Origin of the sequence: sulfur-oxidizing endosymbiont of Gigantopelta aegis (assembly GCF_016097415.1) — a bacterium.
Lineage (GTDB): Bacteria > Pseudomonadota > Gammaproteobacteria > GRL18 > GRL18 > GRL18.
Window position 1 is genome coordinate 60,074 of the sequence record NZ_JAEHGE010000002.1, and the last position, 25,181, is coordinate 85,254.

The window sequence follows — 25,181 nt, forward strand, 5'->3', positions numbered from 1 at the left end:
TCTTGATTACCCATAAAGCTCCGCCATTTTTAGGAGCTTTCCATTCATAGGTGGCGTTTTCATCGCCACGCATAAAAACCTTGGCATCATGTCTTTTAAGTTAAAGCGTCTATTAAACCGATAACAAAATTCAGCAAGATACCGAGGTAAATGTTTTGAGTTAATGGAATGATAGCTTCCCTTCATAGAGTTTTTAATATTACCTATCATAGTGTTAACCCAGATAAACTCAATTTTATCAACACTTGCCGCACCACCACCCGTGACGATTGGAACATGCTTACAGTCAGCTTCTTTAACCGCAGGAAAACAATTTAACCCATCTGAGTAAACAGTACTTCCAGGTGTTAAATGAGTTTGTGCCCATCGTTTTATTTCACTGGATTTAAACCCTTTAAGCACATTTAAATTCATTGCAATCGGGTGTCCATCTTCATTAGTAGAAACGGCTGCAACGAACGGTGTTTTATTTTCTGAACCACGACCTCTGGAGCCGCCTCTGTGCTCACCACCCCAGTAGGCATCATCAATTTGAATGATGCCTGATAAAGGTTTACTGTCATCACGTTCTTTCATAACCTGCATGATCTTTTGTTTCATACTCCAGGCTGTATTGTAGCTTACCTTAAGCTGTCTCTTTAATTCTAATGCTGAAACCGCTGTCTTCAATTGAGTCATAAGATGAATCGCTAAAAACCACTTAGATAAAGGCAGTTTGGTACTATCAAATATTGTCCCACAGGTTGCTGATGTCTGATGATGACAATGGTGGCACTGATAAAGATGGCGATGTTCTAGAGTGCAATAAGTCTTATTGCCACACTCTGGGCAAACAAATCCATCAGGAAATTTCCATTTAAATAAGGCTTGTCGGCACTGTTTGTCAGTGCCATAATCATTAAAAAGCTCAAATAAACTATAACCTTCTTGAAACTGAATTTTATTTTTTGACATCATTCTACTCACACATAATCTATACTTTAATTATAGTATAATTATAGTATAGTTATCGAAATATGGCGGAGCTTTGTGGGTAATCAAGTAACTTTTGTAAGCCATCTTTTAAACTTTTTACTTCGACAATTTGAATGTTGGGATAGGATTTTTCAGTATGTCAATAAAAGCATAGTTTTCAACAATGCCAATTTTTGTTCTTGCAATGATTTAAAGTTAGCAATAAAAGGGACTTCATGGCGAGTCGCGATGACCAGAGGCACTTTTAGGAAGGGCTCAGTGAAATTAAGATAAACTTCTCTTTCACTAGTTTTAATGGCGAAATCAATGATGTCACATTTTCTGGCCTTGGCAAAAGTAATGGTTTGTGACCAGGATTGAGTCTCAATGACTTTAAGTGGTATCGGTAGCTCTTCTTTGATGAGCTTGTAAATATCTGCGCTGATACCGGTATAGTCACCATTTTTTAAATGAGTGAAGGGTAGCCAGTCTGGATCGACACACATATTGATCACTTTTTTGGCTTGTAAATATTTTAATTCCTGATAGTTAAGGTTCAACTCATTATCGGTTTTTTGATAAATGGCCTTATCAAGGTTGATGTCACCTTTTGCCAGACCAAGAATTTTATAAATTTCATAGGTTTTTTCTAAAGTCTTGCGCTCTATTTTACCTAATTGATCGGTATGATAATAAGCCAGTTTTTTTAGTTCGTTGGCCTCAAAAATATAAGCGGCACGGCTTTTGTTCTGGCTATTGTATTTGTTTAAAATAATGGCAACTGTTTCTTCAATATGATCAAAGGCATATTTCCAGCCTTCTAGGGAGGCGGCTTTAAAATTTCTAACTTGCTCTGGGTCTTTATCAATTGTCTGTTGGCTGGTAAACAATAGGTCATTATAAAAGTCAAAACCATAATTTTTGGGGTGAAAAAGGATACTTTTTATGCCTTTCTCTCTCAGTAAAAAAGGCTCGTTGGAAATGTAGGCGGTCATTAAGTCAGTTTTGTGTTGAATTAAATCGTTAATATTATAAGAATGTGCCTGTAATTGAATATCACTATAATTAATACCCTGAGATAGCATCATCGCAATGAGAACGGCATCAATTTCTTTATCTCCCGTGAGCATGATACGTAGATCTCTAATGTCAGTAATTTTTTTAATGTTGGCACTTTGCAAGGCCATTAATACCAAGGGTGATGATTGGTAAATAGCGGCGAGGTAAACAATTTTTTTACCCTGAGAGATATCAATGAGGGAGTTGGTTCTACCCACTGCATAGGTTGAATGTCCGTTAAGGACTTCATCAACCAGGTTGATTCCTAGTTTTGCTTCTTTGATTTCGACTTCTAGGCCAACTTGCTTATAAAATCCCTTTTCAAGCGCCATATAATAGCCCGCGAATTGAAACTGATGTTTCCATTTGAGTTGTAGCGATACTTTATGCAGATCAGCATGAGAGGACAATGATATTAAAAAAATCATTAATGCTATAAAAAGTGGGTATGTGGTTTTTAGATTTTGCTTAAATGTTGGCATTCAATATCATCGTAATGGGTTTGATAGAAGTTTACTCCTAAGTCTGATGCTAGCTCAAGTTAGTAGAGTACAATTTGTTCCATAAATGTAGGACTTGTCTTATGATTCGGTGTTTTTTTTATTTCATCGGCAATAATTCCAAGTTATTGCCATAATTTTGCCACAATTGAGCAGAATTCATCGCTTTGAGTTCAGTATTAATTCAGATGTTTTTTGTATGATGAGTATAGTCAAGAATGTCACTAAGAAAGTGAAATGAGCGATTTTATGTATTTTTTCTTTTTTATTAAATTTTTCTTTCAAATAAAGCCATTAATTATAAGTTTACAGGTATAGGTATGACAAAAATAACCGCCAGAATTATAAAATTAAACCGCTTTGATGCGCCAAAGTTTCTAGTCTATCAATGTCTAATGCTCTTAATGTTGCTGTTTTTGTTAGGCTGTGAAGAAGATAAGTCCTGGTCAGAAAAAGAAAAATCAGCGGTTTTATCTGAGATTGGTCAAGTATCAAATAATCATACCCCCGTTCAAGATAATTCTCCTGCAAGTTATAAGGATACAAAATTTGAAATTATTGATTTTACAGAACGTGATTATAAAGGGGTGAGTAGTCTGGCTATTGTTCTATCGGTGCCATTGGATAGGCGTGAAGACATTCAATCCTACTTTGTCTTGGAGCGTAGGGATGGTGAGCGGGTTGATGGAGCATGGATATTGGCAGAAAATGGCCGAGAATTATTTTTCAAAAATATTGAACCGGAAACTGATTATTTGTTAACAGTATTCGCCAATCTCAAAGCGCTTAATCAGCAAACCTTAGGTAAACGCTATAAAAAGGAGATAAAGACCAAATCCCGTGTGGCTTCGGTGAGCTTTGCTCATGATGGTGGCATTTTACCCCTAAGTCATGCTAAGGGCTTGCCTGTTTATAGCATTAATATCAAACAAGTTGATATTGAATTTCACCGGGTGAAAAATGACCGTATGGTTGAATTTTTAGAATCATGGCGTGGTGGGCGTAGAGGGGCTTATCAATTACAGCATTATGCAGATAAATCGCAACTGGTTTATTCTGCTCGGTTTGATATGGCGATTGAAAAAAATAAACGTGAGCGGGTAAATTTAGAGATTGATTCAATCGCTGAGTTAAAGCCTGCGGGCATTTATATGGCGGTAATGAAGCCTTCGGGCACTTATGATTATGAACAGGCTGTCACCTATTTTGTGCGCAGTGATATTGGCTTACATGTCAGACGCTATCCCGGAAAATTGGATGTTTATGTGCGCTCAATCGTCACCGGCGCTGCCATGAATGATGTCAGTCTGAGTTTGTTAGACAAGGACAGTAAAATATTAACAGTGATTCAGGCCGATGCTCAGGGTAGCTATTCTTTTAGTGACCACTTAAAAAAGGCTCATAGTATTTTGGCACAAAAAGATCTGCAAATGTCATTGGTACAATTGCATCGCCCAGCATTGGACTTGTCAGAGTTTAATGTGGGCCAACGAATTGCGCAGCAAAATGAAGCTTTTATTTATGCCCCCAGAGATCTCTATCGACCAGGAGAAAAGGTAGAAATCAGTATGCTTTTGCGGGATGCTGATGGCCGTAGTATCCCAGGGATATCTTTACCAGCACTGATCAAACAAGAGGATGGGCAAATTGTTGAACGTTTTATATGGCATGCTGAAAAACTGGGCTATTACCACCATGCATTACAATTAGATAAAAATGCTCGCACTGGCCTCTGGCATATTGAAGTGCAATTGCCCGGCAATAAGAGCACTGAAAAATGGTCGTTTTCGGTGGAAGATTTTCTCCCTGAACGGATGAAATTAAGTCTTTCGTCAGCAGGTGATGTAGAAAAACAGCACTTTGTTGTGCAGGAAAAAAATCTTATTATTGCTGTTGAAGGACAATACTTATACGGTGCGCCAGCAGCGGGCAATCGTCTGGAAAGTCGTGTTAGAACCGTTATCGATCAGCATGCCTTGCAGTCACAGCCTGATTATTTTTTTGGTTTGGCCGAAGAAAAGGGAGCAAATGATAATTATGATCTGGCAGAAGCTCAATTAGATAAGCAGGGCAAGCTCAATTTAAAAATCACTCCAAGCTGGAAAAATGTTCAGTCACCCATTGTTATCAAGGTCTCGGCCAGTTTGTTTGAGACTGGTGGCAGAGCAATTGAACGTCAAACAAAGTTTCGTCTTTGGCCTGCTAAAACGCTGCTGGGAATTCGTCCTCATAGTGATGAGCCACAGGCTGATAGCTTGCTTAAATTTGATGTGATTAATGCCGATAAATCCGGACAATTGTATTCTGCCAGTGATTTACAAGTGACCTTGATAAAAAATAGGCGTGATTATTATTGGACTTATAATGATTCCGGTCATTGGCAAATGGACTATAGTGAAAAACAACATCCGGTTTATAAACAAGTCCTAAGTATTAAATCTGCACAAAAAACCGTACTCGAAGTACCGGTTGAATGGGGTGAGTATCGTTTAGAAATTTTTAATCCAGAAACAAAATTGACCACCAGTCATGTATTTAATGCGGGTGGTTCATGGTATTACGACAATGAACAAGCAAAAATAACCCGGCCTGACAAAATCAACCTCAGTCTGGATAAAGCCAGTTATAAGACTGGAGATAGAGTCCAGCTTTTGATTAAGTCGCCTTTTAGTGGCCGATGCTTGGTGCTCGTTGAAAATAATCAGGGTAAATTATGGCAACAGGAAATTGAGCTAAAGAATGTTAATGAATTGCAGTTGAGTATTCCTATTGCAAAACATTGGCAGCAACATGATATTTATATTTCGACCATACTCTTTAACCAGCCTGGGGAAAACAATGTCATTAAGGTAAAGCGGGCAGTTGGCTTAATCCATTTGCCCTTAGATAGAAGTCAGCGTCAAATTCAATTCAGTATGGTGGTGCCAGAAAAAACAAAACCACTTTCTTCTTTAGAGGTAGAGCTTCAATTAGCTGCAAGCTTTCTAAGAAGAAACAATAAAATCACTAAAGTGACGTTAGCAGCTGTGGATGTTGGGGTATTGAATGTGAGTGGCTTTTCTACTCCCGATGCATTCAAGTGGTTTTTCTCACAGCGTCGTTATAATGTGGATAGCCTAGATCTCTATGGCAATATAATGGATGCGAGCACAGGCATCGTAGGTCAACAGCGTTTTGGTGGTGACATGGATATTGCCAGTGCGGGTAATTTGCAAAAAGCAAAAGTAAAAATCGTGTCATTATTTCAGCAACCAGTTACTTTTAATGAGCAGGGGATTGCTAAAATTACTCTGGATATCCCCGACTTTAATGGCCAGTTACGGCTTATGGCGCTGGCTTTTAATGAAGACTCCTATGGGCAACTTGAACAGGCTGTTACCGTAGCTTCGCCCTTAGTGTCACAATTATCCATGCCACGCTTTTTAGCGGCCAATGATGAATCACAATTGACTTTGGATGTGCATAATCTGAGTGATGAAGAACAAGCTATTCATTTAACACTCAAGGCAGATGCATTGCTGGCAATTAGCGATGATACACGAGACTTGCTTTTAGCTCCGGGCGAAAAGCAGGTGTTAGACTTTCAGATAACAAGCCATGCTGTGTTTGGACTGGCAAATATAACGCTGGCAATTAACTCAAAGCAATCCAATGAAATTGCTATGCAACGACAATGGCAGTTAGCCATTAGACCTGCTTGGCCTGCTATTATTAGAAAACAATACAAAGTTATTGCTCCGGGAAAGTCAGTAAACTTGAAATTAATGACGGAGGATCTGATGTCTGAAACCTTGCTTGCTAAGCTGATTGTGTCAGATCAACCGCCACTGAAACTGGCGACACATTTATCACACTTATTAAAATACCCCTATGGTTGTCTGGAGCAAACCACCAGTAGTACGTTTCCTTGGTTATTTGTGAATGCATCTAATCTGGAAAAATTAGGTCTTAATGAATTAAAAATTAACAATGTCAGGATTGATATAAGTCAAAGTAAGAAATACATCAAGCAAGGTGTACAGCGTCTCAGTGCAAAACAATTAACTAATGGCGGTTTTGGACTTTGGAACAATCACAGCAGTGAAGAACAGTGGTTAACAGCCTATGCCAGTCATTTCTTAATTCAAACTAGAGCGCAGGGACATGAAGTGCCAAAGGCAGTGTTAAAACCGGCGCTGAAACGTTTGCAATTTTATCTGCGCAGTACACGGCCTGCCTATGATTCACGCTTTAGTGATTATCCTGAACATTTAAGCCTGGCATATAAGTCTTATGCGGCCTATGTTCTATCAACATTAAAACAAGCCCCTTTAGGCACGATGAGAACGCTTTATGATTACCATGCCAATGATGCACGCTCAGGCTTGCCCTTAATGCATCTTGGTATTGCTCTAAGTCGTCAGGGGGATCATAAGCGAGGTGATGCTGCGATTAGCAAAGCATTGAGCATTCAGCGTGATAGTCATTGGTATCTGGGGGATTATGGCAGTGTATTGAGAGATGTCAGTTTAATGCTCGAAGCATTAATACGCTTTCAGCCGAACCATGTTGGTATAGAAGGTTTATTGATACAACTTCAGGATGAACTAACAAAACGCCAGTATTTAAGTACTCAAGAACGTAATGCGCTGTTTATGACGGGTATTGCATTAATGGATAATGAGCAGCCATCCTGGCAAGCCATTCTAACACTGGCCATGCAGGATAAAAATATCTCTGCTAGTGGTGACTTTCTCTATACACTGAATTCTGATGAGCGCTCTGAAATAGATCAGGGTATAGCAGTTAAATCCTTAAGTCAGTCACGTTTATATTCTGAACTAGAACTAAGTGCTTATACGCTTGAATCACCTCAGCCTGATTTTAGTCATTTTAATATTAACCGTACATACTACAATACCAAGGGTGAAATGATTCTGCCTGAGCAAGTTGGAGTAGGGGCGTTAATCATTGTAGAGCTATCATTACAGGCTAAAAACCGTATTCAGGATGCTTTAGTCGTTGATTTGATTCCTGCGGGCTTTGAAATTGAAAATCAAAATTTGCTGCACAGTATTAAATTGGATGAATTTCATATTAATGGACAGTCATTACTCGATAGAGTGTCAAGCAATCATATCAAATATCAGACCTGGCGTGATGATCGCTATGTGGCGGCAATTGATTTGCCTGCTCATGGTACGCAACATCTCTATTATTTACTCCGTGCAGTGACACCAGGTGAATATAATGTGCCACCGCCTTATGCAGAAGACATGTATCGTCCTTATATCCGTGCGATTGGTGAAACCCCAGCAGCACAACGGGTAATAAATCAAAATTACAAGATGTGAGGTCGGGCTTGTTGATGAACAGAATAAATATTTTGCTAAAATTTATTTTAATATTAGTTGCCCTCAGCTTTATTGCTTTTATTAGCCTAGATAAAATATCGCCCATTGCCGACAAAATGAATTTTGATGAGCAGTTTGCCAAGGTGATTACGGCTGAAGATGGCACACCATTGCGGGCTTTTTCTGATGCGCAGGGAGTGTGGCGTTATCCGGTCGCATTAGCTGAAGTCTCACCACTATATATTGATACCCTCCTGGCTTATGAAGATCGCTGGTTCTGGTATCATCCCGGTTTCAATCCTCTGTCTATACTGCGTGCCAGCCTGCAAAATTTATATTACGGGCGTATTATTTCCGGTGGTTCAACGTTGACGATGCAAGTCGCTCGACTACTCGATCCGCATTCACGCAGTGTGCATGGCAAGCTAAAGCAGGTGTTTCGAGCTCTGCAACTGGAATGGCATTATAGTAAAGAAGAAATTTTGACTCTATACCTTAATTTAGCGCCCTTTGGTGGGCCGATAGAGGGTGTTCAGGCTGCTAGTTATGCATATCTGGGTAAAAGTGCTAAAGAATTGAGTCTGGCAGAAGCTGCTTTATTGAGTGTGTTACCCCAATCCCCCAGTCGTTTACGGCCTGATAGACATCCACAACGTGCCCAACGGGCAAGAAATAAAGTGCTGACCAGGTTACAGCACTTTGCTTACATTAGTGCTGATGAACTTGCTGAAGCCAAGCTGGAAATAGTATTACCTTATCTCGACTCACACCCTATGCTGGCACCTATACTTGCGCAACGTCTTAAATCACAAGTTGTTTCAGGGCATTCCTTAAGGTCGACCATTGATGCGGATTTACAAGCCAATTTGGAACGGGTGGTTAAAGATTATAGTCGCCAGCTGAGCAAAAAAAGCTCGGCGGCGGTGTTAGTCGTCAATCACCATACAATGGCAGTCAAAGCTTATGTGGCCTCTGCTGATTTTTACGATCAACAACGCTATGGTCAGGTCGATATGATCCGTGCTATACGCTCTCCGGGCTCCACTTTGAAACCCTTTCTCTATGCGATGGCCTTGGATAAGGGCTTAATTAGTTCACATTCTATGCTTAGAGACGAAGCGATTAATGCCGGTGGTTATCGTCCGGAAAATTTCACCCAGACTTTTTCCGGTGTGGTGACCGTCAGCGAAGCATTACAGCGTTCATTGAATGTGCCGGCAGTTCAGGTTTTGCAATTTCTTGGGCCGGGGGTATTTCATTCGCAATTAGAAAATGCCGGTCTTAAATTAAGATTACCCAAAAACAGTCGGCCGAATTTAGCCATTATTCTTGGTGTGCGGGTACACGTTTAGAAGAGTTAGTATCAGCCTATAGTGCCTTTTCTCGCAGCGGTAATGCAGGGCGTTTAAGATTTACTCCTAAGACGCCATTATTTGAAAACCATTTAATGTCAGCCGGTGCGGCATGGATTGTGCGTGACATTCTTGCGCAAATACCGACACGAAATCGACTTTCAAATCTGCTTCAGCGCTCGGGCAAGCAACAGCTCATCGCCTGGAAAACAGGCACAAGTTATGGCTTCCGAGATGCCTGGGCAATTGGTATGACGACAGATTATACCATTGGTATTTGGACAGGGAGACCTGATGGAACACCTGTTCCAGGACATTATGGTTCGCAAAATGCAGTCCCTTTACTGAAATCAGTGAGTCGCAATTTACCGGACACTCATTCTCCAAGCATTGACTTACAAAAAAAGCCTGACTCAGTGACTCAGGCATTGATTTGTTGGCCATCAGGTACACTATTTTCGGATACTCAACACTTTTCAGATACCCAGCACTGCCCAAAAATACAATTATCATGGTTACTTGATAAGACCGTGCCCCCAGTACTGGCAATGAGTCCTGATTTAGGAACAAGTCTGGATGAACTAAAAATCACCTCAATCTCTCAGGGGCAGCGAATAAAAAAACCTGCGGGAAGTGTTTCTGATTTGTCGATTAACCTCAAGGCTCAGGGTGGGACCGGCGCTTTATATTGGTTTGTCAATGGTAAGCCGGTCAATTCTAGTGCGACACGAGCAGTCCTCACATACACCCTTGAAAAAACCGGAAACTATGAGATTTATACCATCGATCAAAGCGGTCAGAGTCATAAAGTCAGTTTATTTGTGCAAATTTAGTGACAGAATATAATTTTGTTATACACTTAAAATCGTAATGCTTGAAAATCAGGTTTTTGTATTTAACGAGTGTCCATCCGTTTATTCTAAAATTATTTGATAATTTTGACCGTAGGGTGGGCACGCTTTTTGTGCCCACGCTGAAAGTATACATAATAAGCGCTTGAGTCAGCGTGGGCAGATAAAGCCATGCCCACCCTACGGTTCTTTATATAAAAAAACCTATTTACGGGTGGGCACTAACTAACAGCCTTAATCCTAAAATAATCAGTAGGTTCAACTGATTTTTTTAGGTTTAAGCATTAAATCAGAATGTTTCATCAAAAAACGAAGGTGTTTTGGACTTTATGGAAAGCACTTTTTTCTGAATCTTTAACGGTTGCTTTTTTAACACTTGTTTTTCAGCCTCTTGTTTACCTACTTCTTGTTTATCTCAAGCCGATAAATAAAGGTGTTGATAGATGCGATAAATTAAGCTATTATTCTTGTAAAATCAACATTTAAGGGGATATCTAAATGGATAAAATATCTTCTGATATAAAACAACCAAGAATTCCAGTTGAAATTAACGATATTCAGGTTAATTTTTGCAAAAATCCATTGTGCCAAAATTATGGTGTTCCTGCCAGCACAGAAAGCCAAGTTAAACTCCATAAATCACAAAAAGACTGCTACAAATTATCAAGTGGTAGTCGAAAGCCAGTTACTAAACTGATTTGCAAGTCTTGTAATGAGTTATTCCCAGTTAAGAGCAATCAAGGAATTTGGGATGAATTACAGCGAATTGAAGAATATTTAAAAGAAACTCCAGAGGTGTCATGCCCTGATAATTCATGTAAAAATAATCTCATTAGTATTAAGTTAGGAAAAGAATTTTACCAGTCTTTTGGGAAAACAAAATCAGGTTCTAGTCGTTATCGATGCAAGTCTTGTAAGAAAACATTTTCAGTTAAACAATCTACAACTGGTCAAAAACAGCCTCATAAAAACAATCTTATTTTCAAACTTCTAATGAATAAATCCCCTTTAAGGCGAATCTGTGAAGTTGCTGATGTTGGTATGGCGACTGTTTATGCAAAAATTGATTTTCTGCATAAACAGTGCATGCACCTTTGTATCAGAAAGAGAACAGAGGTTAATTAAAAGCAATATAAAGCGACTTTATGTTAGCGTGGATAGACTAACCGGACACACCTTAAAATAACTAAAAGATGTGTGACCTAAAATGAATGATCAAACAGCCAAATAAAAGCTATGAATCAGATTTAAAGATCAGCTGTCAAATTAGCTAATGAAAAAGAATTGGCAAAAGTCAGATTCCAGGAGCGTGATTTATTAAAACTCTACATACCTGGATCACAGCGTGAAGACTTTAGCCAATAGAAGTGATGAACACATTTATGATGAAGTAAAACGTCTGAAAAAGAATTGGCAAAAGTGATTCAGGAGCGTGATTTATTAAAAAGGCCACAGCGTACTTTGCAAGGGAAACTTTGTGAAGTACGCATGGATAACTGATCAGGCTAAAGATTACCCGGTAACGATTCTGTGCCGTTTTATGGATGTTTCCCGTAGTTGCTATTATGATTGGGTTAGCTCTCCTAAAACGGATAGAGAGAAAGAAAATGAAGCGCTTACTGAGCAGCTAAAAAACTGTTTGAAGACAGTCGCAAGACTTATGGAACCCGTCGTCTTAAAAGAAAACTGGCTGAAAAAGGCGTTCATATAAGCCGCCGGAGAATTGGTCGATTAATGAAAAAAGCCGGTTTGTTTTGTAAAACGAAGAGACGCTTTAAAGCGACGACTAATTCCAAGCATAATAAGCGTATATCTCCAAATTTACTGGAAAGAGAGTTTACTGTCTCTCAACCTGATCGCTACTATGTGGGTGATATTACCTATATTGCCACCAAGGAAGGCTGGTTATATTTAGCGGTTGTCATTGACTTATTCTCTAGGCAAATTGTTGGCTGGTCGATGGATGAGCGAATGAAAGCCAAGCTAGTCAATGATGCTTTACTGATGGCCATATGGAAGCGTAAACCAATGGATGGATTGCTTTGGCATACTGACCGAGGTAGCCAATATGCCTCTGATAGTCATAGAAAAATATTGTCGGATCATAACATAATTCAGTCTATGAGCCGCAAAGGAAATTGCTGGGACAATGCTGTATCAGAGAGCTTCTTTCATAGTTTGAAAACTGAATTGACGCACCATTGTCGATTCAAAACCAGAGTAGAAGCAAAGCAGGCAATATTTGAATATATTGAGGTATTTTTTATAATCGGGAGCGACTTCATTCGGCTAATGATTATTTGTCACCAGTCGATTATGAAATACAGCAGGAAATAGCTTAAATCGATTGAGAAGAGGGTAAAAGGCGACAAAATGCCGCCCATTACCGTTGACGGCCATCGGCTGAATGTGCCGTGAAGATATTGAACAGGTATTTTGTGAAAATACCTTGGGTGAATGGAACGGCTCTATCGTTCCAGAGGGCAAAGCCCTTTCTCTTCATCTGTTTAAAGTTAACATGAGAAACTAAAATGATAGGAAATACAAAATGACAAAAATCACTTGAAACAGCCAAAAAAATATTTAGAAAACTGTCCGATGACACATCACTGTGATGCTTTTTATGTTCGAATAACAAAGGATTTAACTGTTGATGAAAAGCGGAGAACTTTAAATGATTCCAGGAACTATTTTTCAGATCAGCAAAAGAACACCCTGATTTATCAAAAAATAAAATAAAATTAAAAATAATAAAAGATCGATTAGAAAACATGCAGGAAATTGGAAACTGGAAAGATAAATGGCTTTTACACCCTTTTCCTAATATGTCTGAACCAGAAAAAGCGATTTGTTATCTTACTGATTATGGTGACTATGATGAAGACCATCAGGCATGGTTATGATGTGTCAACACTCCTGTTACAATATCTTCACGGCACAGGCTGAGGAGCCGATGGCCGTCAACGGTAATGGGCGGCATTTATGTCGCCTTTTACCCCTCTTCAATCAATCGATTTAAGCTATTTCCTGCTGTATTTCATAATCGACTGGTGACAAATAATCATTAGCCGAATGAAGTCGCTCCCGATTATAAAATACCTCAATATATTCAAATATTGCCTGCTTTGCTTCTACTCTGGTTTTGAATCGACAATGGTGCGTCAATTCAGTTTTCAAACTATGAAAGAAGCTCTCTGATACAGCATTGTCCCAGCAATTTCCTTTGCGGCTCATAGACTGAATTATGTTATGATCCGACAATATTTTTCTATGACTATCAGAGGCATATTGGCTACCTCGGTCAGTATGCCAAAGCAATCCATCCATTGGTTTACGCTTCCATATGGCCATCAGTAAAGCATCATTGACTAGCTTGGCTTTCATTCGCTCATCCATCGACCAGCCAACAATTTGCCTAGAGAATAAGTCAATGACAACCGCTAAATATAACCAGCCTTCCTTGGTGGCAATATAGGTAATATCACCCACATAGTAGCGATCAGGTTGAGAGACAGTAAACTCTCTTTCCAGTAAATTTGGAGATATACGCTTATTATGCTTGGAATTAGTCGTCGCTTTAAAGCGTCTCTTCGTTTTACAAAACAAACCGGCTTTTTTCATTAATCGACCAATTCTCCGGCGGCTTATATGAACGCCTTTTTTCAGCCAGTTTTCTTTTTAAGACGACGGGTTCCATAAGTCTTGCGACTGTCTTCAAACAGTTTTTTAGCTGCTCAGTAAGCGCTTCATTTTCTTTCTCTCTATCCGTTTTAGGAGAGCTAACCCAATCATAATAGCAACTACGGAAACATCCATAAAACGGCACAGAATCGTTACCGGGTAATCTTTAGCCTGATCAGTTATCCATGCGTACTTCACAAAGTTTCCCTTGCAAAGTACGCTGTGGCCTTTTTAATAAATCACGCTCCTGAATCACTTTTTATTCGGTTTTTTTGTTTGATCATTCATTTTAGGTCAACTTTTTATCTTTTAATTTTAAGCCTCCATGCCTCCATGGGATTGATAATTTTTTATGCAGGTTAGACGTAGATTATCATTATTAGAGCGAGTTATTTCATCTGCCAGCAGTTCTGGCAGAAGGTGGTATGGGTATTCTGCTTACAACCCAAAGAACATTGTTAAGTTACTCGATATATTCCGAGTTTATTATAATTATTGTATTGCAGGAAAAGACAAAAAAACACCCGCTATGCGTTTAGGTCTGGCAAAAGGCATTGTTAGTCCAGAAGACATCATTTATTTTTCACCTAATTAACTATGAGCCATTATGAATAAAACAATTTTCAAACAACTTAAGAAAGACAAAGGTAACTGGCTCAATGAAACAGAAGTACGCCAGGGATGGATAAAGATTATTGGTGATGCTTTAAATATTCCTTTTCAAATGGAGAGGCAAAGAGTTGATGCCAGTTATAACAGAGTTATTATTGAATTTAAGGATAAGGGCTTATTTAATGGCAGTACTTCCAGTTCTGCATTTAAAAATGCGGTGTTTGATCGCTTAAAAAATATATCCCGACTCGTGCTAAACTCGAATCCCTCGACAATGAGGATTATATTGAATAGTTACCGATGCAGAGCATATTGCATTTGCACGGTACAGCCGAGGAAAAATAGTTCATGATGCATTATTACCATTAAGTGAATCCAGTGTATCTTTGATAGTTAAGGCTCTGACTGATTGTAAATGGGTTCCTGTTACATCAGAAAATCTAATCACTGATTTTGGTCATAGTTCTGATGCTGGCTGTAATATGTTACAGGCTTTATCTGACGCATTATCAGAGCGACTGGAAAAGAAAAATAATAATAAAATAAAAATGATCTTTGAAGAGTGGAAAGCTCTTTATGGACAAACATCAAATCTTTCCATCAGCCAAGTGAATGGGATTCTTGATAATATTGATTTCAAGTCAATTTCTCTGAACAAAAAAAGTCTGAAGAATTGAAGATCCCTGTTGCACTTTTTGTCATACATACTTACAACTCTCTTTTGATAAAAATTCTTGGTGCAGAAGTTGTTGCCGAACATGCACTAACCACTTATAAAGGATTTATCAGAGAAACAGTCAGCCTTGATGGTCAATTATTAATTGACCGAATGGAATATGAAATTGAACAGGGTAATTTCTTTTCTGGTGCTGGAATAAATGGGTTTGGAGAAGAAGTTATTTTCAGTTGGTATCTTGATGTTGCAAGATTGAAACAACATCAAGCCAAAATAATTGATGGATTAAAAGGTATTTTGCTTTCATTCTCCATGTATAGAGCGGATAAATTAACTTCCGCACGTTCAAAAGATGTTCTTAAGTCGTTTTATCAAGATCTCGTGCCAAATGAGCTACGAAAAGTCTGGGTGAATTTTATACACCAGAATGGTTGGTTGAAGTCACTCTGGATAGAATCAATGTAAAAAAATTTTTTAACTCAACGATTTCTTGATCCAACATGTGGTTCAGCTTCTTTCTTACTGGCTTTAATCAGGAAAATAAAAATACAAGCAACAGATGATGGGTGGGGTGATTTAGAAGTGTTAAAACACATCATAAACAATGTCTGGGGCTTTGATTTAAATCCTTTAGCAGTCCAGACTGCCCGAGTGAATATATTAATCGCTATTTCTGATTTATTAGACAATAACAAAGGAACAGATATAGAAATACCGATTCTTTTAGCGGATGCAGTGTATTCCCCAGCTCGAAATCCTAAAAAAGATGAATTGATTGTCTCTTATAAAATTGGTAGTGAAGTAGCCGATCTGAAATTTTATTGCCTTCAGAATTGGCTTTTGATAGAAGTCGTTTAGATTCCGTATTTTTACTAATGGATAATTTAGTTTCAAAAAGTACTCAGTGGCGTGAGACAGAAAAAAAATTAATACAAAAAAAATTAATTACATCCAATGAAATGAAAGAATGGAGATCACCACTCAAGCATACTTATGAAAAAATTCTGGATTTACATGAAAGAAACTGGAATGGTATCTGGTTTCGTATAGTGCGTAATTTCTTCTGGTCTGCTATTGCAGGAAAGTTTGATGTGGTTGTTGGTAATCCACCTTGGGTCAGATGGTCAAAATTACCCGAATTATACCGTGAACGTATAAAGCCAACCTGTGATCATTATGGAATTTTCTCAAAAACAAAATTTCATGGTGGAAATGAACTTGATATATCAGGAATGATCACCTATACCGTTGCAGATAAATGGCTCAAAGATGAAGACGGAATTTTAGCATTTGTTATCACGCAAACTCATTTTCAATCACCATCTTCAGCAGGTTTTCGATCATTTTATATCGGAAATAATCAGATCATTCAACCTGTAGGGATTGATGATCTAAAAGCTTTAAAGCCATTTCCTGATGCAGCCAATAAAACAGCTATTTTTATTGCTAAAAAATGCAAAGGTAACACAATAAAATATCCTATACCCTATGCTATATGGGAAGCGGCTAAAGGAAATAAAAAGCAATCCCTGCTCACCTCACAAAACAAGAAGCTCTTGATTCAGTTGACATTGATAAGTGTGAGGCAACCCCTGTTACGGGAGGTGATTCACCATGGGCTATTACACCGAAAGGTGGTTTTAAAGCATTTAAAAGATCACTGGTGCAAGCACTTGGGTTAACGGCAGAAAAGGAGTAACCACAGAATTAAATGGTATTTATTTTGTAAAAATTATTGATACAAATAAAAATAATAATTTGGTGCAAATTGAAACCTGCCCTGACTTTGGAAGAAATGAAAAAGTAAAACCAGCAAGAAAGTTTTGGATAGAACCTGATTTTCTATATCCTTTAGTTAAGGGGCTGGAGATATACAGGAATGTTATGTCTCAATCAAAAAAGATTTATATGTACTGGTGCCTAATAAGGGGTAATGTGGCTATACTTAACCGGACACACAACTTAAAATAACTAAAAGATAAAAAGTGTGACCTAAAATGAATGATCAAACAAAAAAAAAACCGAACAAAAGCTATACATCAGAATTTAAAGAATCAGCTGTCAAATTAGCTAATGAGACGGATCAACCTGTTTCTCAGACTGCCAGGGAGCTAGGTGTTAATGTAAATACTCTACATACCTGGATCAGTAAATATTCCAAACCGGTGAAGACGGTAGCCAATAGAAGTGATGAACACATTTATGATGAAGTAAAACGTCTGAAAAAAGAATTGGCAAAAGTGATTCAGGAGCGTGATTTATTAAAAAGGCCACAGCGTACTTTGCAAGGGAAACTTTGTGAAGTACGCATGGATAACTGATCAGGCTAAAGATTACCCGGTAACGATTCTGTGCCGTTTTATGGATGTTTCCCGTAGTTGCTATTATGATTGGGTTAGCTCTCCTAAAACGGATAGAGAGAAAGAAAATGAAGCGCTTACTGAGCAGCTAAAAAACTGTTTGAAGACAGTCGCAAGACTTATGGAACCCGTCGTCTTAAAAGAAAACTGGCTGAAAAAGGCGTTCATATAAGCCGCCGGAGAATTGGTCGATTAATGAAAAAAGCCGGTTTGTTTTGTAAAACGAAGAGACGCTTTAAAGCGACGACTAATTCCAAGCATAATAAGCGTATATCTCCAAATTTACTGGAAAGAGAGTTTACTGTCTCTCAACCTGATCGCTACTATGTGGGTGATATTACCTATATTGCCACCAAGGAAGGCTGGTTATATTTAGCGGTTGTCATTGACTTATTCTCTAGGCAAATTGTTGGCTGGTCGATGGATGAGCGAATGAAAGCCAAGCTAGTCAATGATGCTTTACTTTACTGATGGCCATATGGAAGCGTAAACCAATGGATGGATTGCTTTGGCATACTGACCGAGGTAGCCAATATGCCTCTGATAGTCATAGAAAAATATTGTCGGATCATAACATAATTCAGTCTATGAGCCGCAAAGGAAATTGCTGGGACAATGCTGTATCAGAGAGCTTCTTTCATAGTTTGAAAACTGAATTGACGCACCATTGTCGATTCAAAACCAGAGTAGAAGCAAAGCAGGCAATATTTGAATATATTGAGGTGTTTTATAATCGGGAGCGACTTCATTCGGCTAATGATTATTTGTCACCAGTCGATTATGAAATACAGCAGGAAATAGCTTAAATCGATTGATTGAAGAGGGGTAAAAGGCGACATAAATGCCGCCCATTACCGTTGACGGCCATCGGCTCCTCAGCCTGTGCCGTGAAGATATTGTAACAGGATCATTACCGTTGTGAAAATACCTTGGGTGAATGGAACGGCTCTATCGTTCCAGAGGGCAAAGCCCTTTCTCTTCATCTGTTTAAAGTTAACATGAGAAACTAAAATGATAGGAAATACAAAATGACAAAAATCACTTGAAACAGCCAAAAAATATTTAGAAAACTGTCCGGAAAAGTGTTGACACATCAGGGATCACAAAACAGTTATTAGAAGATTGTGAAAATGACATGGAAGACAAACCAAAGTGTGAAGGATTTTTTAGCACCTATCAAGACCAGCTTATTTTAAGATCAACATATAGCAAACGAATGACAGAACACGCACCTTATTTCTGTATTTCAAATGTTGGCAGTTATACTTTCGCACCATTTAAAGTGGTATGGCCTGAACAGCCTGGCAATAAATCATTTAGAGCGGCAGTCATTACAAAAGGTAACGATCCTATCAGTGGTCAAAAAGTTTTTGTTCCCGACCACAAATTGTTTTTTGTTGATTTTTATGATTCAGAGCCAGCCTATTATCTTTGTGGTTTACTAAACAGCTCTACAGTACAAGCTTTTATTGATAGTCATAATATTTCAATTCAAGTGGGTAATGTGTTTAAACACATGAATTTACCAGAATTTGATGCAGATAATAAGAAACATAAAGAGTTATCAGCATTAAGTGAAGTAGCACATAATGAAGATAACAAAATCAAAAGACAAGCATTGTTAAAAACTATTTCTAAACTTGGAAATTCATTACTTTGAGCAAATATGGGTGTTTTTATACAAAAATATCAACACCTTTGTTTATCGGCTTGTGTTTATCTATAGGGGCTTCATCATGAGCCTCAGTATAAAGGCTTTCATATTGAGGTTCATCATCAAACCAGCGGTATTTAAAATTGCCTACCAGACCGGAGAAGGGATTGGTAAAACCACCTGCTAAAGTGCCGGCTTTCGCTTCATTGATGATCTCATTAAAATTATCAGTTTGATTGTTCATTGTTCCGGAAAAATTAATGGTGGGGCCTAGCCAAAAACCGAACTTATCCTGTTGTTTTTTAATAAACCCAGGCCATAGAAGATTGCTGCACCTTCACCTGCAAGATTGAGCTGTGCAGTCATCTTCATGGGCTGATCGAATAAGCGGGTATCTTCTTTAAATGAAATTCCCCGGTTGCAATCAGATGGAGTTCGGGACTGACGATATTGAATTCTTTAATGGTCGTATTCAAGTCTTTGTTTCTTACTAAGTGCATACGAATAAAATCATAGTCAATGTCCTTGGCAAAGTGAATGACTCTATTGACAATGCCTAAACCAAATCCAGACGTGGGTAATACTGATACCACTTCACCGACAATGACCATTGCTGTACCACTGGAGCGCATCATGATGTCATTGGCCGGAATCAAATGATAAACCCCGTCACGTCCTTCGATCAGTAAATTAAAAAGTAGTTCATTGCGCCATTGTCCTAAATTACTCACATCACCAAAGATTTCAAAATTCACATCGAAGACACCATCGGCACGGGGCACGTGTTTCGGGTTTAATTCTTTGAGAAAATCCCCAATTTTAAACTGAGCTAATGAGGTTTTAAATTGGATGTCATAAGGTCGAGCTTGTTTATCGGTGAATTCGAGGCGGGTATCCAATTTCATGGGACTATTATGAAATTTAATCCTTAAATCTTTAGCGTGAAAGGTATTATCATCAATAATTAACTCGCCCCTTATATCCTGATATGACATATAATCACTATAATATAATTGATCAATTTTCAGCTGTGCTGAAATATCTATAGTGGACCCCGAAAACTGGACAATAGGTTAAGATATAAGAGCTAACCTAACGGGGAACAAAAAAATGAGCACAAAAAGAAAAACATTCAACAACAAATTTAAAGCAAAAGTAGCCATTGAGGCTTTGAAAGGTCAAAAAACAGTCGCAGAAATTGCGTCAGAATTTGAAGTGCACACCACCCAGGTCAATAGCTGGAAAAAGCAGATGCTTGATGGTGCAGCCGATACTTTTTCAAAAAAAATTAGAGAATAAAGATGCTGAACATGAAAAGGAAAAAGAACACCTGTACAGCCAAATAGGTCAACTAAAAGTAGAGGCTGACTGGCTGTCAAAAAAGTTGAAGATGTTCAACTGAGTAGAGCAGAAAAGCGGTGTTGCATAGAAAAAGAGCACCCTCAGTTGAGCATCAAAAACAATGTGAGCTTATCGGCCTGAACCGTTCAAGCTATTACTATCAACCTAAAAAGCCTCTGCAAAATAAAGATTTAACATTAATGAATTTGATTGATGAGTTGTACATAAAACATCCATTCTATGGCAGTCGTCAAATTCGTAATGCATTAAGATTGAAATGTTATAAAATTAATCGTAAAAAGTTCAACGGCTTATGCGGATCATGGGATTGGTTTCAGTGGCACCAAAACCCAATACCAGCAAGCCTTGCAAAGTAAATAACCTCTATCCATATTTGCTCAAAGGAATTGATATTAATAGGAATAACCAGGTTTGGTGCACAGATATCACGTATTTACGGAAACATTATGATTGAACGACTCTGGCGAAGTGTAAAATATGAGGAAATTTACCTCAAGGATTACCAAAGTATTGATGAGCTAAAGAGCTCATTAAAGGAATATTTTGAGTTTTACAACCATGAACGACCACACAGTACACACGGTGGAAAAACGCCTGCAGAGATCTATGGCGTGATGAAAGAAGTTGTTCCAGACTTAAAACGGGCAGCATGATGAGAGGATAATCAACTTTACTGGCAACCGCCTTGTCCACATATCCACAGGCCAAGCCAGTAGCCCTGAGATATATCGCAAGCGTCTCTGGACTACTGGCAGACCTGTGGATATGTGGATAAGACTAATACTATAAATAACCAACAGAATTATATCTTAATATTTGAGAAAGCTGTCTTGACAATGGGGTCCACTGTAATCAACACCACTACGCCAGAAAGGTTTTTTGGCTGGTGTTTTATCCAGACCTTTAGCTAATGTGGGTGCTTGCTGTGCTGGAGACTTCTTTTTGTCCTCTTTTATATGGTCTTCATCTTCGTTATCTGTATGAGGATCAATGGCGGCTAATAGTTTTAATAAGTCATTTAGAAAGACATCATGGCCATTAATACTCATATCGACTTGGGTGTTTTTATTGTGGATACTGGTTTGTGTTTTAAAATCTAATTGGGATGTTCCGGAAACACTTTGCATTACTATAGGTAAATTCAAACTGAAATTGTGTTTGTTTTTTATCTGTCCTGTACCCTCTATTGTAATGGCTTCGACCAGTTGTTCTCCTTTGTTGTCAACCAGGTTCTTAATAGACCAGTGGTGTTTTAACTGATTATTAGTTAAGGAAAACTGAGTTTGCATCGAGCCTTGCGCTAAGGTGTTATGAGGCATTACTCCAGGTTGTTTCAGCAATTGGGTAATGAGTAGATCCAAACTACCATCAAGTTTTTGTAGAATAATTTCTTTATCCATATCCAGTTGAAAGTTTGCCTGTAGGCTCAGCGCTTCTTTTTTATCTTTGTTGTCAATAAACTGTATAGAAAGTTTTTTTATTTCACCTTGTGCAATATTTTTATGTTGTTGAGCAGAAAAATCCAGATTAAGATCAAACGGATTAAAAATTGTCTTATTCTTATGAGCAATTCGAATATTATGGATTTTAAAGGGCTTTTGCAAAACAATTCTTTGATGTTTCTTAGTTTGAATTAAATCAAATAAACCATTGGCATATTGAAATGAAACTTGTGTTTGAGGAAAAATTGTTTCATAGGGTTTTAAATCAAAGTTAATGAGTTCAAAACTTAAGTGACCATCTTGTGAAAAGTTATGTTGTTTATCTTTTAACGATAATGTGATTGCTTTATGCGTGGTCAATACCAATTTACCCTGGCTTTCCGGATGACTGATGGTGAGTTTGGATTGATTAATGGTTAAATTATTATGTTGTAGTTTTAATTGATAGCGGGCATTCAATATAGAGGGCTGAGTCAGCCCTGCTTTTTTCTTAGTGTAATAATTTACAAGCTTTAAACGCATTAATTGTTCTAAATAACTATCCAGCTTGCCTGATATACTGATGTGCTGCTTGGATTTATCCTTAGCATTAAGGTTGTTGATGCTGATTTTGCCACTATTATTAAGCAGCTGGGTTTTGTTTTTGAAGATTTTTAATGAGGGATAATGAATAGATAATTGATTGTTAGCATAGTGAGCCTGTATTTTTGAGTGGATATTGATGTCTTCAAATAAGCCTTGTTTGTCTTCAAAGGCTTTTAAATCACTGAATTTAAGTGTGCTGATATCCACTGAGTATGATGGCTCATCAAGCTTGTTTTGTGCAGAGAGTGTCATATCTAAATGAGCAAGCTGACCGGAAAAAGTATAGGGTGCAGTAACTTGCTGAATGATGGGGGACAACCAGTTGAATTTAAAATTCTGAACCTTGGCCGTTAATAGTTTGCCTGATGTGAGTAGCTTGAATTGTTCATTCTTAGTTGCATTGAGTTGAATGTTTATATTGGGTGCTGCTATCAAGGAAATAATCGTTTTTGATTGCTTGGGGCTGTTGCCAGCATTGAGTGACACTTCAGCATGACTTAAGTTTATCGTGGCAGCATTTCCTTGCGCTGCAAAAGCGTACTTCAAGGCTATGGCCTTGGGTAAGGTGCTTGATAGTTCAGTCAGAGAAATTTCTTGGGACAGTTCTTTTTCTTTTTGAGAAAACAAGGGTAATTTGCTAATGGCTAATAGGTTAATATCGCCGTCTGTTTCTAATGTGTAATCAATCGGAGGATTAGTCGCATGAATCAATGTCATGGGGGATTTTATATTCAGTTTGATTGAAGAGGAGAGTTGCTGAATTGGATTATTGTTTTGTACCTTATCATGGTGAAAAAAGCTGAGTTTTTTTATTGTGGCATTGAAATTATTTTCATCTAAATGAATGGCTAAGTCACTACTGATATTTTGTTTAAATAGGAGAGCCGTTTGTTGTAGATGTTGTTGATGATGTTCTTCTGCATCAGGACTATTTTTTTCAATGATGCTTAAATTATGTATATTAATAGGCCGCTTAGTAATGAGTTTTAACGCTTTATCTTCAATGGCAAGGTTAATTTCAGTGTCAAGGATTCCTTCTTGAATGATTTGTTCAGGGATAAAGTCATTTAACCATTTAAGTGGTAGTTGATTAATATTAAACTGAAAGAGCTCACTGTTTTCCTGAGAAATAAAAGCACTCAAGTTATCCAGCTGTATAGATAGGGCTTTATGAGTGAAGATGTTAATGTATTTTTTGTTATTGCTTATTAGATCTAAAAATAATCGCTTGACCTGTAAATGGCTATCATCTAACTGAGCGGATAGATGACTGAATATCTCTATTTTTTTCGGTAAGGATGAGTCTTTTTTATTGACGTAGTGACTGACATTAAACTCATTAATCAGTTTGATATTGCCTTCATTTGAACGGATGTTATAGGCAAATTTAGCTTCCATAAAACCATCTATATCGGGTAGAGACAAGGGTTTTAACTGTTGGGTGAAATCTTTGGCTATTTGTAATTTTAAGTCACCGGAAATAATGCCTTCATTGCCATCGTAGCGTCCCTTATATTTAACCAAGGCTAATTGTTTGTTTTGTTCATCGCTATGAGTAATTTGTAATTCAATGGCTTCAGGATGCAAACGTTCTTTAAGGTAATTATTACGCTTGTTAGTAAAAGGAAAAGATTGCCATTTGTCCGGCTTGGCTAATTGACTCATTGTGAGTTGAGTGGAGATAAATTGTTTACTATTATCCGTTTGGGTTAATACCAGATCAATAAAGGATTGTTGTGCATTGACTGGGGCATCAGTCTGTTGCCTCAGGGCAATGGATGCATTTAATGAGAGCCCCTTAATATTAGGAATTGCAGTTAGTTGTTGTGCATCTATTTTTAAAACAATGGGGTTCTGAGTGTTTTCGTCCACATCCAGAGCTATCAGTGAAAGTTGCACAAACCCAGTTACTTTAGAGGTGTATTGCGCCTGTATATCTAATCGCTTTATCTCATAAACAAAGCCACTATCAAAATACGGGAATAGGCCATAAAAAGGTAAGCTTTTGCTGTCATCTGCTGGCATGGCTAGGGACTGATCATTAATTATAATCTGATCGGCAATTAACTGATTAATTTTGATGCGATTGGATAATAGGCTAAAGGGTGAAAATTCACTGTCAAGCTGATTAATTGATATTTCAATGCCTTCATATTGCACGTGAAGCTGTTTGATTTCAATTGAAAAGGGGCTAATGTAAAGTGTCTCAGCACTTATCTCGCTCACACCAAGCTCAGCAATAAAAGGTTGCAGAGGCTCTTCAATCAGATATTTCTGTACACCTGGGATAAAGAATCCCATGAGCAGAATAATAGGGATTAAGCCCATACTGACTAGAAAAAAACTAAGAATACGCCATTTAGAGCACATAAAAATCACATTTTTTGAGCTGAAAATAGCATGATAAATCAATCACTAATAAATAAGAAGTGTTTTAAGCGTTCCATAGTGTGAGATTAACCAAATAAGAACTTTATAAGGATTTACACCTATTGAACAAATTTATGTGCAATGGCAATGTACTTAAACCTAAAAAAATCAGTTGAACCTACTGCGACCGCCTTATGCACTGAATCTTAAGGATTTTCCAGAACATTTTGACTTCACCCGTAGGGTGACTACGAATAAAGCCAAAATAACCTGTAAAACCCTTAATCTTCAGCACCTAAGTCGCTCTCGCTACGATTCAACTGATTATTTTAGGTTAAACCAAGAGATTAGGATGTCACTGGGTAGCGATATTGTCATTTAGGGGGTAAT

16 protein-coding genes and 4 pseudogenes are annotated in these 25,181 nt (G+C 38.0%); 14 read left to right on the forward strand and 6 right to left on the reverse strand.

Annotated elements, in window-relative coordinates; all coding sequences use genetic code 11:
• Positions 1 to 6: 6 nt before the first annotated feature.
• Both JEU79_RS22365 and JEU79_RS22370 read right to left on the reverse strand, forming a co-directional pair.
• Complete coding sequence (locus tag JEU79_RS22365) at positions 7 to 954, reverse strand: IS1595 family transposase (RefSeq protein WP_198262526.1); 948 nt, start codon at positions 952 to 954, stop codon at positions 7 to 9.
• A 152-nt stretch (positions 955 to 1,106) separates the two neighbouring features.
• Positions 1,107 to 2,441: an ABC transporter substrate-binding protein gene (locus tag JEU79_RS22370; protein ID WP_198266183.1), complete on the reverse strand. Its 1,335-nt coding sequence runs from the start codon at positions 2,439 to 2,441 to the stop codon at positions 1,107 to 1,109.
• A 392-nt stretch (positions 2,442 to 2,833) separates the two neighbouring features.
• Between JEU79_RS22370 and JEU79_RS22375 the strand changes: the two genes are divergently transcribed.
• From JEU79_RS22375 to JEU79_RS27835, 6 genes and pseudogenes are all read left to right on the forward strand, one after another.
• Entirely contained in the window at positions 2,834 to 7,846 is a 5,013-nt protein-coding gene (locus tag JEU79_RS22375; protein WP_198266184.1) for an alpha-2-macroglobulin family protein, read from the forward strand.
• Positions 7,847 to 7,878: 32 nt separating this feature from the next.
• Positions 7,879 to 9,198, forward strand: a complete 1,320-nt coding sequence (gene pbpC, locus JEU79_RS28195; protein WP_343075019.1) for a penicillin-binding protein 1C — start codon at positions 7,879 to 7,881, stop codon at positions 9,196 to 9,198.
• 95 nt (positions 9,199 to 9,293) lie between these two features.
• Complete coding sequence (locus JEU79_RS28200; protein ID WP_343075020.1) at positions 9,294 to 10,031, forward strand: penicillin-binding protein 1C; 738 nt, start codon at positions 9,294 to 9,296, stop codon at positions 10,029 to 10,031.
• Positions 10,032 to 10,547: 516 nt separating this feature from the next.
• On the forward strand, positions 10,548 to 11,174 hold the full coding sequence (locus JEU79_RS22385; protein WP_198266185.1) for an IS1 family transposase: 627 nt from the start codon (positions 10,548 to 10,550) through the stop codon (positions 11,172 to 11,174).
• Between the two features lie 238 nt (positions 11,175 to 11,412).
• Positions 11,413 to 12,391, forward strand: a pseudogene (locus JEU79_RS22395) (IS3 family transposase); the annotation flags it as partial.
• A gap of 429 nt (positions 12,392 to 12,820) precedes the next feature.
• On the forward strand, positions 12,821 to 12,952 hold the full coding sequence (locus JEU79_RS27835; RefSeq protein ID WP_281401101.1) for a hypothetical protein: 132 nt from the start codon (positions 12,821 to 12,823) through the stop codon (positions 12,950 to 12,952).
• A 112-nt stretch (positions 12,953 to 13,064) separates the two neighbouring features.
• Here the strand turns inward: JEU79_RS27835 and JEU79_RS22405 are convergent.
• A pseudogene (locus JEU79_RS22405) lies at positions 13,065 to 13,989 on the reverse strand (IS3 family transposase); the annotation flags it as partial.
• A gap of 348 nt (positions 13,990 to 14,337) precedes the next feature.
• Here JEU79_RS22405 and JEU79_RS22415 point away from each other — a divergent pair.
• From JEU79_RS22415 to JEU79_RS22445, 7 genes and pseudogenes are all read left to right on the forward strand, one after another.
• On the forward strand, positions 14,338 to 14,694 hold the full coding sequence (locus tag JEU79_RS22415) for a hypothetical protein (RefSeq protein WP_198266187.1): 357 nt from the start codon (positions 14,338 to 14,340) through the stop codon (positions 14,692 to 14,694).
• Positions 14,695 to 14,728: 34 nt separating this feature from the next.
• Positions 14,729 to 15,019, forward strand: coding sequence for a hypothetical protein (locus JEU79_RS22420; RefSeq protein ID WP_198262940.1), 291 nt, complete (start codon positions 14,729 to 14,731; stop codon positions 15,017 to 15,019).
• A 44-nt stretch (positions 15,020 to 15,063) separates the two neighbouring features.
• Positions 15,064 to 15,483: a cupredoxin domain-containing protein gene (locus JEU79_RS22425; protein WP_198266188.1), complete on the forward strand. Its 420-nt coding sequence runs from the start codon at positions 15,064 to 15,066 to the stop codon at positions 15,481 to 15,483.
• 117 nt (positions 15,484 to 15,600) lie between these two features.
• On the forward strand, positions 15,601 to 15,876 hold the full coding sequence (locus JEU79_RS22430; RefSeq protein WP_198266189.1) for a hypothetical protein: 276 nt from the start codon (positions 15,601 to 15,603) through the stop codon (positions 15,874 to 15,876).
• Positions 15,840 to 16,700, forward strand: a complete 861-nt coding sequence (locus JEU79_RS22435; protein ID WP_214660660.1) for an Eco57I restriction-modification methylase domain-containing protein — start codon at positions 15,840 to 15,842, stop codon at positions 16,698 to 16,700. Before JEU79_RS22430 ends, JEU79_RS22435 begins: the two co-directional genes overlap by 37 nt.
• A 315-nt stretch (positions 16,701 to 17,015) precedes the next feature.
• Positions 17,016 to 18,184: pseudogene (locus JEU79_RS22440) on the forward strand (IS3 family transposase).
• Positions 18,185 to 18,513: 329 nt separating this feature from the next.
• Positions 18,514 to 19,038: a hypothetical protein gene (locus tag JEU79_RS22445; protein ID WP_198264586.1), complete on the forward strand. Its 525-nt coding sequence runs from the start codon at positions 18,514 to 18,516 to the stop codon at positions 19,036 to 19,038.
• 16 nt (positions 19,039 to 19,054) lie between these two features.
• Here the strand turns inward: JEU79_RS22445 and JEU79_RS22450 are convergent, their stop codons facing one another.
• Together JEU79_RS22450 and JEU79_RS22455 are read right to left on the reverse strand one after the other, a co-directional pair.
• Complete coding sequence (locus JEU79_RS22450) at positions 19,055 to 19,276, reverse strand: hypothetical protein (protein WP_198266190.1); 222 nt, start codon at positions 19,274 to 19,276, stop codon at positions 19,055 to 19,057.
• A gap of 124 nt (positions 19,277 to 19,400) precedes the next feature.
• Complete coding sequence (locus tag JEU79_RS22455) at positions 19,401 to 19,931, reverse strand: hypothetical protein (RefSeq protein WP_214660661.1); 531 nt, start codon at positions 19,929 to 19,931, stop codon at positions 19,401 to 19,403.
• 211 nt (positions 19,932 to 20,142) lie between these two features.
• Between JEU79_RS22455 and JEU79_RS22460 the strand changes: the two are divergent.
• Positions 20,143 to 21,047, forward strand: a pseudogene (locus tag JEU79_RS22460) (IS3 family transposase).
• Between the two features lie 156 nt (positions 21,048 to 21,203).
• Here the strand turns inward: JEU79_RS22460 and JEU79_RS22465 are convergent.
• The gene (locus tag JEU79_RS22465) at positions 21,204 to 24,791 is read right to left on the reverse strand and encodes a translocation/assembly module TamB domain-containing protein (RefSeq protein WP_198266192.1); all 3,588 of its coding nucleotides are present in this window, start codon (positions 24,789 to 24,791) and stop codon (positions 21,204 to 21,206) included.
• Positions 24,792 to 25,181 lie beyond the last annotated feature (390 nt).